Source organism: Caballeronia sp. AZ10_KS36 (assembly GCF_023631105.1).
In the GTDB taxonomy this organism is placed as follows: domain Bacteria; phylum Pseudomonadota; class Gammaproteobacteria; order Burkholderiales; family Burkholderiaceae; genus Caballeronia.
The window spans coordinates 151711-164424 of sequence record NZ_JALQDQ010000037.1 but is presented as its reverse complement, the minus strand read 5'-3'; the positions used below and the strand labels follow the sequence as shown (position 1 = coordinate 164424).

The following is a 12714-nucleotide window of genomic DNA, read 5'->3' as shown; positions in this document are numbered from 1 at the left end:
CGCTAGATGAGCGAAAGCTGCACCGGCTGCGTGGAAAGCGCCTTTCGCAAATGCTCCGACGATGCTTCGGCAAGCGGCGGCCGATAGTCCTCGGTCACGACGAAAGGCTTCACCTTGTCCATCGCGCAGCGCAGCCGCGCGAGATCCGCGTAACGCACGCGCCGCGCGCGGCGCAGTTCCGCGATGCGCTTCGCGTTGCGCATGCCGATGCCCGGCACCCGCGCGATCATGCGCACCGGCGCGGTGTTCAGATCGACCGGGAAACGTTCGCGATGCGCGAGCGCCCATGCGAGCTTCGGATCGACATCGAGCGGCAGATTGCCTGCATCGCCGAGCAGTTCGGCGGCGTTGAAGCCATAGCCGCGCATTAGAAAATCAGCCTGATACAGCCGATGCTCGCGCAAAAGCGGCGGCGCCTTGGACGGCACGCCGGACGGACTGTCGGGAATCGGGCTGAACGCCGAATAGTAGACGCGCTTCAACTGATACGAGCCGTACAGCGTTTCGGCGGTGCCGAGAATGGTGCGGTCGTCGGTCTCGTCCGCGCCGACGATCATTTGCGTGCTTTGCCCCGCCGGCGCGAAACGCGGCGCGCGCGGCTCGGCTTCCGACTCCTCGCGCGCGACGCGAATGTTGCCCATCGCCAGCTTGATGGTGCGGCCGCTTTTTTCCGGCGCGAGGCGCTCAAGGCTGATTTCAGTCGGAAGCTCGATGTTCACGCTCAAGCGGTCCGCATAGCGCCCCGCTTGCGCGATCAGGCCAGGGTCGGCATCGGGAATCGTCTTCAGATGGATGTAGCCGCAGAACTGATGCTTCTCGCGCAGCGTCTTCGCCACGAGCACCAGTTGCTCCATGGTGTAGTTCGAAGAACGAATGACGCCCGAACTCAGGAACAACCCGTCGATGTAGTTGCGGCGATAAAAGTCCAGCGTCAGCGTGACGACTTCTTCCGGCGTGAACCGCGCGCGCGGCACGTTGCTGGAGCGGCGGTTGATGCAGTACTGGCAGTCGTACAGGCAGAAGTTCGTGAGCAAGATCTTGAGCAGCGACACGCAGCGGCCGTCCGGCGTGAAGCTGTGGCAAATGCCCGAGCCCGTGCTTGCGCCCAGACCTTCGACGCCGCGCGACTCGCGCTTGGGCGCGCCGCCGCTTGCACACGATGCGTCGTACTTCGCGGCATCCGCAAGAATTTCGAGCTTTTCGGACAGTTCCATCTTGGCTATGATACTGTATATTTATACAGTATGCTAATGGTGTCGCGGGAAGTTTGCAAACCGCGCGGTAGCGCAGACATGGCGCCGCCGCGCTGCTATTTCAACGGATCATGGCCCCAGTTCATCAGCGAGTAGCGCCACTTCGTATGTTCGACATCGCCTTGGGGGCGCTGCGCAAGGTGGCGTTTCACATAGCCGATGACCTTGCGCATGTGGCCGTAGTCGTCGGCATGCAATTCGCTCTTCTTCGCGCCGAGCAATTCGATAATGCGCCGCCCGGACTGATGCCCGACCGATTCCGCGTTTCCGTCTTTTTGGCCCACTGCCTGAGATTCATCCGTCGCCAGCCACTTTTCCAGCTGATGCGCCGTCATGTTCACGAGCGCTTTGAACTCGTCGAACGTCGCCTTGTCTTCGCCGTCCGCCGATTGTCCATGGGCTTCGTGCGTCCTTTCATGCGTGGTCATGAGCGCGCTCCGTTGGTGAGGTCAGCCGCATCACCGGCATCGAGCAAGCACCGCTCCAGCGGTGTTTATCGCACAAGTGTCAGGCCCGGCTTCGCGATGTCAGCCGCGACGCCACGCACTCTCTCGTGGAGAACTTCCTATGCGTTTTGACTACAAGAACTTCCATATCGACTGTACCGCTCGCCATGATGAAGATGGCATCTACTACGCGCGCGCTCGAATCACCAGCGCGCCCAACGAACACACGCCGAACGTGGAAGTCCACGAATCCGGGGATCTCGACTCGTTCCCGAACGAATGGGACGCACTGCATTGCGCGCGGGCGTGGGCCATTGAATGGTGCGACGAGGCATTGGCGTGACCGAATCGGCCTGTGTTCCCATTAGCCGCGTCCGGGAGCGTGAACGCTTACATCTGCGGCACAAGGATTGCGCGATGTAAGGCGCGACGCCGCGCAGGCAAACCCAGCGGCGCGCGTCACATCACTAAATCCAAGGGAGGCACCATGAAAATCGCCAAGAAGAGCTTGCTCGTATCCGCAATGATTCTGAGTCTGTCGGGCGCCGTGTTCGCGCAGGGCGCGGGCGGCGGAGCCGGTGGTGGCGCGGGCGGCGGCGGAACGGGGGGCGGCACGGCCGGCGGCAATGGCGCGGGACAGGGCGGCACCGGCATGGGCACGCCGAACGCGAATGGCACGACGGGCGCGACCTCGGGTGCGACCGGCTCCTCCACCATGGGCTCGGGCAGCGGTTCGAGCAGCAAGACGAACAAGATGCACAAGAAGAGTGGTTCGGGTTCGTCCGGTAGCGGCACGTCGAGCTCGGAATAACGCGTTCGCTTTTGGCAAGACCGCCCGGTCCGCGTCGTTCGTTGCGCGGGCCGGGCGTCATCCCCTCCTTAACTTTATCACTCCCTCCATACGCATCCCTTCCACATAGGGATTTCGCGTCTTCTTCCCAGACCCTAATGTGTGCCTGCGCGGTTTCTTATCGCGCCCGCCGCATACGAGCGACTTCCTCGCATCTCATCACAAGGGCTCGGTCGTGCCGTCTGCGTCGTTGCTTGGTCGCTTTCGGCCGGCGAACGCGTTGGCTTCGCATGGTCGCTGCGCGCCTTTCTTCCACCGCTGCAAGGAGTCCGGAACGTGTTGCCGGCTGCTTGTGCAATCGCTTCTGAGGAGCTGGAACATGAAGACGAACGTCAACCCGAAATTCATCGCGATGATGGCGGCCTGTGCGCTGGCCGCGGGCATCGGCAACGCCCGCGCGCAAGGCATGCCCGAACCGACGCAACAACTCGTCCAGACGATGCGTCCGATGGATTCGTCGCATACCGCGCGGCAAACCGACGCCGCGACGGCCGAGTCCGCATCCGGCGAACAAGCCTACGGCGGCGCGAAAGCCGGAACGAGCATGTCGGCTGGCGGGCGGACCACCGACGCATGCAGCAGCCAGCCGCGATGCGACGTGTTCTTCGGTCATTGAGCACAACGGGGCGCGACGAGCGACATGCACGACAGAAGCTCATGCGCTCGTCGCGCGAGCCGCCAGCCGGGAACAGCCCTACTCGACTTCCGGCGTCAGCGAAAACCGCGCGCTGACCGACTCTCCCGGCGCAAGCACGCCGCCGCCTTTCCGCGACGCGTCGACATCCAGATTCACCCAATCCGCGACATTGCTGACTGGCTCGACACACAGCAACGATCCGAACGACGAAGGCGCATAAATCACCGTGAAGTCGAACGGCGCTTCCGCTCGCAGCGTGACCGACCGATGCTCGCGCGGCCACGCGACCGACGTCTCGCGAGACCAACCGGTGAAGTTATTGTCGAGATCGAAGGCATCGGCGGACATGCCTTGCGGCGATGCCAGCGCGTCGATGCTCGGATGCGGGCCGGCGTGCGTCGGCAACGGTTCGGGCGTCGTATGCCACATCGACCCCACCCGCGTGCGCACGACGGTGTGCCCGGTGCGCGGAAAGTACGGATGGTGTCCGAGGCCGAAGGGCATCGGCCGGTCGGACAGATTGCGCAGCGACATGGTCACGGTGAGCGACTGCGTATCCAGCGCGATGTCCTGCGCCGCTTCGAAGGCGAACGGCCAATGATGCGCCGGCTCCTGCGAAGGCGCGTGCGACAACGTGAGACGGGCGCTCGCCTCCGAGACGGCATCGACGCGCCACGGCCGCCGCCATCCGTTGCCGTGCAGCGCGTGCGGGAACGCGTTGCCGTCGCCGGACAGATCGACGAGCGCGCCATCGAACGTGAAGCGCGCATCGCGAATACGGTTGCAATACGGCACGAGCGGAAAGCTCGCCATGCCGAGCGGATTGCGCGCGGCGAGCGCATCGACCGTGGCGGGACGCAGCCAGTGCAGCGCGCCGCCTTCGTTGGGCTCGCGGGCGTCGAAGAAAGCCGCAATCGCGCCGCCGACATGCGGGGCGAGCAGCACGCGCCGAGCGCCGTGGCGCAATTCCACGAGCGCTTCGTCCGCGCGCCCCGACGTGGTTCGATCGGCGCTCAATATGCGAACTGCCGGTAGTTTTCGTCGAAGATGCGCTGGGTGCGCTCGACCACCGGGTTGTAGCGCAGCAGTCGCTTGGCGCGCGGCGGCAAGTCGGCGAGCACGGCGCGCGGCACGTCGATATGCACTTCGGGCCGGAAATACCATGCGCGGCTATAGCCGATCACGACCATCGGACGCGGTTCGTCGATGTAATTGGGCGTGCCGCGATGCAGCCCGCGCACATCGCGGATCATCACGTCGCCGACGCGCATCGGCACGCGCTCGGGCGGGAAGCGTCCATCGGCGAGACCGGCGAGCGCTTCTTCGCGCGAGATGCGGTGCGTGCCGCGCGTCGTCTCGAGCGAGCCGTTGCGCTCATCGACATCGACGAGCGGAAAGTTCACGGCAAGCTGGAACGACGGCGTTTCGGGCGCGTCGTCGAAAAGCGGCGGCGTATCGCGATGCCAGTCCTGAAAGTCCGAACCGCGAACCGGCGTATCGGTCGCGAGCTGGCACATGACAGGATCGCGTCCCGCCACGCGTTCGACGATGCCGATGATGTCCTCGTCGCAGATGATCGACGGGTCCGCGAACTCGCCTTCGAACGGCAAGGTCACGTAGTAGCGGCCCGGCCCGCGGTTGCCGCTCGCCGACGCCTCGCGCGCCGCATCGACATGTGGCTGCAACAGCGGCGCGAACGCCTCGCGCCACGCTTCGAGCTTCGCGCGCTCGAAGTGATCGCGCAACAGCACGAAGCCGTCTCGCTCGAACGCTTGTGCAAGCGCGTCTCTCGTTGTCTCGTCGTATCGGCCCATGCGCCGCTCCTTTCGGTCGTGAATCGGACGGAAAGAGAATGGCACGGCAGTAATAGCGCCGTCAATATTATTAGTAATACTCGGTGAAAACCCTGTGCCGTCCCATGTTCTGGCTAGGTGGTTTCCGTGTTGTCCATCACTAATATTAGTGTTAAGGTCTGTCGCCAAGCCTCATACGCCGCACCTGTCCGATGAAGAAAACCACGCAGCGCCGCCCGACCATGACCGACATTGCGAAGCTCACCGGAGTTTCGCAGTCGACGGTTTCGCTCGTGCTCAACAACGCGAGCGGCGCGAAGTTCTCGGACGTCACGCGCGACAAGGTGCTGCGCGCGGCGCAGGAGCTCGGCTATCGCATGACGCCGCGTGAGCCCGCCGCGCTGGACGCCTTCGACACGCCCGGCGTGCAGAGTGAGCGCAACCTGATCGTGTATCTCGCCGATGAGATTTCGACGAGCCCGCATCCCGTGGTCTGCATCGACGGCGCACGCGACGCCGCGTTCGCGCATGGCCGCCTGCTCGCCGTCTATTCGACGCACGGCAACGCGGAGATCGAAGCGCGCGTGCTCGCGGCGACGCTGGACAATCCCAATTTGCTCGGCGTGATCTACGCGACCGTCTACACGCGGCTCGTCGCTCTGCCGGCGGCGCTCGCCAAAGTGCCCACCGTCCTGCTCAACTGCTACGCGACCGATGCGAACCTGTCGTCGGTCGTTCCGGCCGAGGTCGCGGGCGGGCACACGGCGACGGACTATCTGCTCGCGGCGGGGCATCGGCGCATCGGCTATATCAACGGCGAGCCGTATCAGGACGCGGCGCGCGACCGGCTGAAGGGCTATCGCACGGCGCTCGCGACGGCGGACTTGCCGTTCGCGCCGGAACTCGTGCGCGAAGGCGACTGGAGTTCGGGCGCCGGCTTCGAGCAGACGCTCTCGCTCATGCGCGAGCCGAATCCGCCGACGGCCATTTTCTGCGCGAACGATTTGATGGCGCTCGGCGCGATCGAGGCGCTCAAGCAACTCGGGCTGCGCGTGCCCGACGATGTCTCCGTGGTCGGCTACGACGATCAGGAGATCGCGCGCCACACGCATCCACCGTTATCGACCGTGGTGTTGCCGAACTACGACCTCGGCCGCTGGGCGGTCGAAACGCTTCTGCAAGAAGAACATAACCGCGCCGTCGGCGCGCCGTTGCGGCGCCGCACCGTCAAGCTCGACGGCCCGTTGATCGAGCGCGGATCGGTGAAGGTCATCGCCGAAGCGCATCAGTTCGCTACTAATAATATTAGTGATTAGCCGGTCATAACTGGAGGAAGTGCCCCAGCATCTCTCGCATCAGACAGACCGGGCACAGCAAGCATCAACAAGCATCGGCATTACCAACAAGACGAACATCCATATCGGAGGAAGACATGCTGTCGCTGAACAAGAATCTCCGCTCGGGCCTGCGCCCGCTCGCCGCCGCGCTCACCGCTCTGACGCTCGCAGCCGGGGCCGCGCACGCCGCCGACGACGCGTTGCCGAAGATCCCGAACAAGAAGCCGCTGCGCGTGGGCTTCGCGCAGACGGAGAGCAACAACCCGTGGCGGCTCGCCGAGACCAAGAGTTTCAAGGACGTCGCATCGAAGTGCGGCTGGCAGGTCATCATCACCGACGCGAACAGTTCGGCGGCCAAGCAAGTGTCGGATATCCAGAGCATGATCGCGCAACACGTCGATCTGCTGGTGTTCCCGCCGCGCGAAGAAAAGCCGCTCGCGCCGGTTGTGTTGCAGGCGAAGAAGGCCGGCATTCCGGTGATTCTCGTGGACCGCAACATCGATCAGTCGATGGCGAAAGCCGGGCGCGACTACATCACGTTTATCGGTTCCGACTTCATCGATCAGGGCCACCGCGCCGCCGACTGGCTCGTGAAGACCACGAACGGCAAGGCGACGATCATCGAGCTCGAAGGCTCCACGGGCGCGTCCGCTGCGAACGACCGCAAGAAGGGCTTCGACGAAGTCATCGCGAAGAATCCGGGCATGAAGATCGTCGCGTCGCAAAGCGGCGACTTCGCGCGCGACAAGGGCCGCCAGGTCATGGAAACGCTGTTGCAGGCGCATCCCGACGTGACCGCCGTCTACGCGCACAACGACGAAATGGCGCTCGGCGCGATCGCCGCCATCAAGGCGGCGGGCAAGCAGCCCGGCAAGGACATCGTGCTCGTCACGATCGACGGCACGAAGGGCGGCCTCGAAGCGATCAAGGCGGGCGAACTGGGCGCGAGCGTGCAGTCGAGCCCGTTCTTCGGACCGCTCGCGTGCGACGTCGCGCAGAAATACGCGAAGGGCGAGACCATTCCGCCGTGGGTCAAGGTATCCGATCGCTTCTACGACAAGAGCAACGTCGACGCCAGCATGCAGTACGGCTATTGAGCGAAGCAGTCTCGCTGGTTCGCGGGCGCCTTCGGGCGCTCGCTTTTTCAAAGGACGACAAGCGCCGCATGGCCACTGCTCCCCTACTCGACATGCAGGACATCGACATTGCCTTCGGCGGCGTCGCGGCGCTCAAGCACGCGCGCCTCACCGTCGCGGCCGGCGAAGTGCACGCGCTCATCGGTCAGAACGGCGCGGGCAAGTCGACACTCATCAAGATTCTCACCGGCGCGTATCGCAAGAGCGGCGGAACCATCCGCTTCGACGGACGCGAAGTGGATTTCCGCACGCCGAAGGAAGCGCGCGAAGCAGGCATCAGCACGATCTATCAGGAGATCAACCTGGTGCCGTTTCGCTCGGTGGCCGAGAACATCTTTCTCGGACGCGAGCCGCGCCGCTTCGGCCTGATCGACTGGAAAACGGTGCAGCGGCGCGCGACTGAATTACTCGAATCGTTCGGACTGCATATCGATGTGAAGAAGCCCGTGCGCGACTACTCGACCGCCATTCAGCAGATGGTCGCGCTCGCGCGGGCCGTTTCGTCGGATGCGAAGATGGTCATCATGGACGAATCGACGTCATCGCTCGACGAGCGCGAAGTCGAACTGCTTTTCGGCGTCGTGCGCCGCTTGCGCGACGACGGGCGCGCGGTCATCTTCGTTTCGCATCGGCTGGACGAACTGTATGCGCTCTGCGACCGCGTCACCGTGATGCGCGACGGCCAGACGGTCGCGGAAAGCACGATGCAGGAGATGGACAAGCTCAAGCTCGTGACGACGATGCTCGGCCGCACGCTCGCCGCCGTCGTTCACGAAGACAGCGCGGTGAAAGAAGAGAATCTGGCGAAGCGCGGCGCGGTCGCGTTGAGCGCGCAGTCGCTAGCGGCGGGCGCGAAAGTCACGAACGTATCGCTCGATGTGCATGCGGGCGAAGCAGTGGGTCTCGCCGGCTTGCTCGGCTCGGGCCGCACGGAGACGATGCGCCTTCTGTTCGGCGCGGACCGTCCTTCGCGCGGTTCGCTCACGGTGGCGGGCGAAAGCGCCGCGTTCAAGTCGCCGAAAGATGCGATCACGCGCGGCATCGCGTATCTCACCGAAGACCGCAAGGCCGAAGGCATCGTGCCGGAGCTTTCCGTGCGCGACAACCTCACGCTCGTCTGCCTGCCCGCGCTCACGAAGCGCGGCGTCGTGGATGTCGCGAAGCAGCGCGAGATCGTGGACGGCTTCATCGCGTCGCTCGGCATCAAGCTGCGCTCGCCCGATCAACCGATACGCGAACTTTCGGGCGGCAATCAGCAAAAGGTCTTGCTCGCGCGCTGGCTCGCGACGAATCCGCGTCTTCTGCTGCTCGACGAGCCGACGCGCGGCATCGACGTGGGCGCGAAAGCCGACGTCGCGAAGATCGTGCGCGAGTTGCGCGATGCGGGCATGGCCGTGCTGTTGTCGGCGTCCGAGTTGGAAGAGCTGACCGCCGTGGCCGACCGCGCGGTCGTGATCCGCGACGGCGAAACCGTGGCGCAACTCGATGGCGCGCAGATGAACGAGGCATCGATCATGGATGCGATCGCCTACGGCTCGAGTGAAACATCGACGCTCGCGCAAGCGACGGCCGCGCAAGGAAACGAGTCATGATCGACAAGACACAACCGGCAGCGCCGCTCGCCGCGGACGCGCAAGCCGCGCCCGTCAAGAAGCGGCGCGGCATCGCGATCCAGCGCGAGATCATCGTGCTCGTCGCGATGATCCTGTTCAACCTGTTCTTCACCGAGCACTTCTGGTCGCTTCAGACGTTCAACGTGAACCTCACGCAGGTGGTGACGATCGTGATTGTCGGCATCGGCATGACGCTCGTGGTGGCGACAGGCGGCATCGATCTGTCCGTGGGCGCGTCGATGGCGATTGCCGGCGCGCTCGCGCCGATGCTCTTCATGAACATCAAAGGGCCGCTCGGCATCTTGCTCGCCTTCACGCTGCCCGTGCTGGCCGCCGCGTTGTGCGGCGTGTTCAACGGACTGCTCGTCACACGGCTTCGCGTGCAGCCCATCGTCGCGACGCTGGTGCTCTTCATCGCGGGGCGCGGCATCGCGCAGGTCGTGACCGACGGCAGCCTGCAGGCGTTCAACAATCCCGCGTTTCAGTGGATCGCGCTCGGCAAGGTCGCGGGCGTGCCGTTCCAGATTCTGCTGATGCTCGCGCTCGTCGCCGTCTTCACATGGATCGTGCGCAAGACGCTCTTCGGCAAGTATCTGCTCGTCACGGGCGGCAACGAGGACGCCGCGTATCTTTCCGGCATTCCGACGGCGCGCGTGAAGCTGATCGCGTACACCGCATGCGCCGCGCTCGCCGGTCTCGCCGGGCTCATTTCGATCTCGGTGAATTCGTCGTCGGATGCGAACGTCGTGGGCCTCGGCGTCGAGCTCGATGCCATCGCGGCCGTCGCGGTCGGCGGCACCGCGCTGACGGGCGGCAAGGCGTACATCACGGGCACGCTGATCGGCGCGCTCATCATCCAGCTATTGCGTTACACGCTGCTCGCGCACGGCATTCCGGACGCCGCCGCGCTCGTGCTGAAGGCCGCGATCATCATCGGCGCCGTGTACGTGCAGCGCCGCCGAGGCTCATGACATGAAGAAGAACCTTCCTATCCTGATCGCGCTCGTCGCGTTGCTCGTGCTGGGCGTCGTGCGCTACGAGCACTTCGCCTCCGCCTACAACGTGACGTCGTTCTGGCGATACAACTCGATGTTCGCGCTGATCTCCATCGGCATGGCGTTCGTCATCATCACGGGCGGCATCGACCTGTCCGTGGGCGCGGTGGCGGCGCTCGCCAGCGTGGTCGCGGCGCTGGCGAGTCCGCACGGCGGCGTGGCGGGCGTGCTCGCGGGAGCGTTCGCGGGGCTCGCGGTGGGCGTGCTGAACGGCATCGTCATCACGCACATGCGCATTCTTCCCTTCATCGTCACGCTGGCGACGAGCCTCGGCGCGCATGGCCTCGCGCTCCTGCTCGGCCATAACGATGCGGTCGCTATCTCGTCGGATACGAACTTCGCCGCCTTCGGACAAGGCGATCTGTTCGGCCTGCCGATTCCCGGCATCGTGTCGCTGGTCGCGGCGGTGCTCGGCTGGCTCGCGCTGCGCAGCTCGCGCTTCGGCCGTCATGCGCTCGCCATCGGCGGCAGCGAAGAGGCGTCGCGGCTGATGGGCCTGAACGTCGATCGCACGCTGGTCGCGGTGTATGCGTTGAGCGGCTTGCTCGCCGGCATCGCGGGCGCGATTCTCGCGGCGCAGTTCGGCGCGGGGCAGCCGAACGAAGGCGTCGGCTGGGAACTGTTCGCGATCTCGGCGGTGGTGCTCGGCGGCACGCGGCTGACGGGCGGCGAAGGCTCCATCGCGATGACCATTGCAGGCGTCGCGCTGCTCGGGCTCGTGTTCAATCTGCTGAACTTCGAGAACGGGCTCGGGTATATCAGCTTGTCGGCTTACTGGCAGTCGGTGATTCGCGGGCTTTTCCTGTTGCTCGTGATCGTTCTGCAAGCGCGCGTGCTGAACCGGCGCGTCGTGCCGGCGAAAGTCACGCATTGAGTCAACAGGAGCCCATGATCGTCGCGCGGCCTCAATGCTTCTTTCCCGCGCTGCCGGGCGACGCCCCGGCCGCCGCCTCGCCGCCTTCCGACGCCAGGCGCAGATAGGCGGCCGCGAGCCTGCGCAGTTCTTCTTCGCTCGCGTCCTCGATGCCGATCAGGTGATTGCTCGCCGCGCGGTGCGTCGCGAGCAGTTCATTGAGCTTGAGATGCAGCGCGACGCTGTCCTTGTTCTGGCTCTGCTGGATCAGAAACACCATCAGGAACGTGACGATGGTCGTGCCCGTGTTGATGACGAGTTGCCAGCCGTCGGAATAGTGAAAGATCGGCCCTGTGATGACCCACGCGACGATACTCGCCACCGCCAGCCCGAACGCGAACGGCGAACCCGCCCAGCGCGTGACGAGGCTCGCGAAGTTGTCGAACGCGCGCATCAACGGATGCGATTTGGCGTAGGCGGGGCTGGATGTGTCGGGGATAGTATCGATCTCGTCCGTCGAGGTCCGTTGTTTGCTATTCATGCTTTCCTCCCTTGGATCGGAAGGACGGCAAGCAAGACCCGTTCCTTTCAGAAGCATTCCGACGCACTCAGCCATTGCGGATCACGCGGACGGTTTGCGCGGCGCAATCAACGTGTCGGCGCTCGTCTGCACGCCGGGACGCGGCTGCGCTCGCGGAAAAGTGAGCGTGGCGTTCAGTGCGCTCTGCACACCTGCGTCGTCCGGCCTGAGCGATAAGGCTTGACGTAGCGCGCCCTCCGCTTCCTGAGCCCGGCCGAACGCGAGCAGCACGAGGCCGAGACCGCGGCTCGCTTCGAAGAACACCGGACGCAAGGCCAGCGCCTGGCGGAACAGAGCTTCCGCGCCCGGCAGATCGAAGCGGCGGTGCGCGACGTTGCCGAGGCCGCAATGCGCTTCCGCCGACTGCGGATTGATCGCGAGCGCCCGGTTGAACGCGGCCTCGGCCTCGGTGAGCCGGCCCGCCGCGAGTAAGACATCGCCCATGGACAAATGACCGTCGATGACCTGCGGTGCGAGATCGATGCCCCTGCGGCACGCCGTTTCGGCGTCCGAGATGCGGCCCTGCATGAAGAGCGTCTGAGCGAGCCCGATATGCGCCTGCGCGAAATCGGGCTGCGCTGCGATTGCCTCGGAGAAAGCGGTGGCGGCGTCGTCGAGGCGTCGCTGTGCCTGGAACGTGCAACCGAGCGTGAACCTGGCCATCGCAAAGTTCGGACGAAGCGCCAGCGCCTGCATCAAGATCGCCTGACAGTCTTCGATACGACGCTCGTCGAATGCGACCAGCGCGAGGTTCACCAGAATGTCGGCGGAATCGGGCTGCAGCGCGAGCGCCTGCCGGAACATTTGCTCGGCTTCCGGCAGACGGCCCGACAGTCGCATCACGAGACCCAGATTATTTTTCACCGCCGCAGAGTCCGGATTAACCGCGAGCTCGTGCCGAAGCATGGCTTCGCGGTCGGACAGGCTTCTTTTGAATGAATCGACTGGTTCGTTCATGAGCGTATTGATGCAATGGAGTTAATTGTCGTGGATCGCTTTGGCGGTAATGCTTAATGAGTGACCACGAATACGAAACGCGAATCGGCACTGTCTTGCTTCTTGCCGCACGGCAAACGCTTCGCCGAAACGCAGACCACGGAAGCGCCGGCCATTGCCCGTAAGACGGCGGGATTAGCGCGGTTTATTTCCAGACCGATTTAA

General features: G+C 64.5%; 14 protein-coding genes. 8 read left to right on the top strand and 6 right to left on the bottom strand.

Features of this window, described 5'->3' with window-relative positions:
- Window positions 1-2 precede the first annotated feature (2 nt).
- The gene (locus NCR35_RS23270; protein ID WP_250536288.1) at window positions 3-1214 is read right to left on the bottom strand and encodes a putative DNA modification/repair radical SAM protein; all 1212 of its coding nucleotides are present in this window, start codon (window positions 1212-1214) and stop codon (window positions 3-5) included.
- Window positions 1215-1309: 95 nt separating this feature from the next.
- Window positions 1310-1681, bottom strand: coding sequence for a DUF3140 domain-containing protein (locus NCR35_RS23265; protein ID WP_250536287.1), 372 nt, complete (start codon window positions 1679-1681; stop codon window positions 1310-1312).
- 139 nt (window positions 1682-1820) lie between these two features.
- Between NCR35_RS23265 and NCR35_RS23260 the strand changes: the two genes are divergently transcribed.
- The 3 genes from NCR35_RS23260 (at window position 1821) to NCR35_RS23250 (ending at window position 3165) form a co-directional block, all read left to right on the top strand.
- Window positions 1821-2042 (top strand): hypothetical protein, encoded by a 222-nt coding sequence (locus NCR35_RS23260; RefSeq protein ID WP_244850471.1) that lies wholly within the window; start codon window positions 1821-1823, stop codon window positions 2040-2042.
- A 144-nt stretch (window positions 2043-2186) separates the two neighbouring features.
- Window positions 2187-2510, top strand: coding sequence for a hypothetical protein (locus NCR35_RS23255; protein WP_244850473.1), 324 nt, complete (start codon window positions 2187-2189; stop codon window positions 2508-2510).
- A gap of 358 nt (window positions 2511-2868) precedes the next feature.
- Window positions 2869-3165, top strand: a complete 297-nt coding sequence (locus NCR35_RS23250) for a hypothetical protein (RefSeq protein WP_250536286.1) — start codon at window positions 2869-2871, stop codon at window positions 3163-3165.
- Between the two features lie 78 nt (window positions 3166-3243).
- On the opposite strand, the gene NCR35_RS23245 is transcribed toward NCR35_RS23250, so the two are convergent.
- The gene (locus NCR35_RS23245; RefSeq protein ID WP_250536285.1) at window positions 3244-4203 is read right to left on the bottom strand and encodes an aldose 1-epimerase; all 960 of its coding nucleotides are present in this window, start codon (window positions 4201-4203) and stop codon (window positions 3244-3246) included.
- Window positions 4200-5000, bottom strand: coding sequence for a phytanoyl-CoA dioxygenase family protein (locus tag NCR35_RS23240; RefSeq protein WP_250536284.1), 801 nt, complete (start codon window positions 4998-5000; stop codon window positions 4200-4202). Before NCR35_RS23240 ends, NCR35_RS23245 begins: the two co-directional genes overlap by 4 nt.
- A gap of 191 nt (window positions 5001-5191) precedes the next feature.
- On the opposite strand from NCR35_RS23240, the gene NCR35_RS23235 reads away from it, so the two are divergent.
- The 5 genes from NCR35_RS23235 to NCR35_RS23215 all read left to right on the top strand — a co-directional run bounded on the left by NCR35_RS23235 (window position 5192) and on the right by NCR35_RS23215 (window position 10994).
- Window positions 5192-6295, top strand: a complete 1104-nt coding sequence (locus tag NCR35_RS23235) for a LacI family DNA-binding transcriptional regulator (protein WP_250536283.1) — start codon at window positions 5192-5194, stop codon at window positions 6293-6295.
- Window positions 6296-6411: 116 nt separating this feature from the next.
- Window positions 6412-7413 (top strand): ABC transporter substrate-binding protein, encoded by a 1002-nt coding sequence (locus NCR35_RS23230; RefSeq protein ID WP_250536282.1) that lies wholly within the window; start codon window positions 6412-6414, stop codon window positions 7411-7413.
- A gap of 68 nt (window positions 7414-7481) precedes the next feature.
- Window positions 7482-9044, top strand: a complete 1563-nt coding sequence (locus tag NCR35_RS23225; protein ID WP_250536281.1) for a sugar ABC transporter ATP-binding protein — start codon at window positions 7482-7484, stop codon at window positions 9042-9044.
- On the top strand, window positions 9041-10036 hold the full coding sequence (locus NCR35_RS23220) for an ABC transporter permease (RefSeq protein WP_250536280.1): 996 nt from the start codon (window positions 9041-9043) through the stop codon (window positions 10034-10036). The genes NCR35_RS23225 and NCR35_RS23220 overlap by 4 nt, the downstream gene beginning before the upstream one ends.
- A 1-nt stretch (window position 10037) precedes the next feature.
- Window positions 10038-10994, top strand: coding sequence for an ABC transporter permease (locus NCR35_RS23215; RefSeq protein ID WP_250536279.1), 957 nt, complete (start codon window positions 10038-10040; stop codon window positions 10992-10994).
- A 31-nt stretch (window positions 10995-11025) separates the two neighbouring features.
- Here the strand turns inward: NCR35_RS23215 and NCR35_RS23210 are convergent, their stop codons facing one another.
- The gene (locus NCR35_RS23210) at window positions 11026-11514 is read right to left on the bottom strand and encodes a low affinity iron permease family protein (protein WP_250536278.1); all 489 of its coding nucleotides are present in this window, start codon (window positions 11512-11514) and stop codon (window positions 11026-11028) included.
- Between the two features lie 81 nt (window positions 11515-11595).
- Window positions 11596-12459, bottom strand: coding sequence for a tetratricopeptide repeat protein (locus NCR35_RS23205; protein WP_284503267.1), 864 nt, complete (start codon window positions 12457-12459; stop codon window positions 11596-11598).
- Window positions 12460-12714: the final 255 nt, after the last annotated feature.

What these genes read in the sequence shown, in the direction of transcription:
- NCR35_RS23240 (WP_250536284.1), bottom strand. Translation starts at nt 5,000, where the DNA reads ATGGGCCGATACGACGAGACAACGAGAGACGCGCTTGCACAAGCGTTC.
- NCR35_RS23250 (WP_250536286.1), top strand. Translation starts at nt 2,869, where the DNA reads ATGAAGACGAACGTCAACCCGAAATTCATCGCGATGATGGCGGCCTGT.
- NCR35_RS23235 (WP_250536283.1), top strand. Translation starts at nt 5,192, where the DNA reads ATGAAGAAAACCACGCAGCGCCGCCCGACCATGACCGACATTGCGAAG.
- NCR35_RS23205 (WP_284503267.1), bottom strand. Translation starts at nt 12,459, where the DNA reads ATGCTTCGGCACGAGCTCGCGGTTAATCCGGACTCTGCGGCGGTGAAA.
- NCR35_RS23220 (WP_250536280.1), top strand. Translation starts at nt 9,041, where the DNA reads ATGATCGACAAGACACAACCGGCAGCGCCGCTCGCCGCGGACGCGCAA.
- NCR35_RS23260 (WP_244850471.1), top strand. Translation starts at nt 1,821, where the DNA reads ATGCGTTTTGACTACAAGAACTTCCATATCGACTGTACCGCTCGCCAT.
- NCR35_RS23210 (WP_250536278.1), bottom strand. Translation starts at nt 11,514, where the DNA reads ATGAATAGCAAACAACGGACCTCGACGGACGAGATCGATACTATCCCC.
- NCR35_RS23270 (WP_250536288.1), bottom strand. Translation starts at nt 1,214, where the DNA reads ATGGAACTGTCCGAAAAGCTCGAAATTCTTGCGGATGCCGCGAAGTAC.
- NCR35_RS23255 (WP_244850473.1), top strand. Translation starts at nt 2,187, where the DNA reads ATGAAAATCGCCAAGAAGAGCTTGCTCGTATCCGCAATGATTCTGAGT.
- NCR35_RS23225 (WP_250536281.1), top strand. Translation starts at nt 7,482, where the DNA reads ATGGCCACTGCTCCCCTACTCGACATGCAGGACATCGACATTGCCTTC.
- NCR35_RS23265 (WP_250536287.1), bottom strand. Translation starts at nt 1,681, where the DNA reads ATGACCACGCATGAAAGGACGCACGAAGCCCATGGACAATCGGCGGAC.
- NCR35_RS23215 (WP_250536279.1), top strand. Translation starts at nt 10,038, where the DNA reads ATGAAGAAGAACCTTCCTATCCTGATCGCGCTCGTCGCGTTGCTCGTG.
- NCR35_RS23230 (WP_250536282.1), top strand. Translation starts at nt 6,412, where the DNA reads ATGCTGTCGCTGAACAAGAATCTCCGCTCGGGCCTGCGCCCGCTCGCC.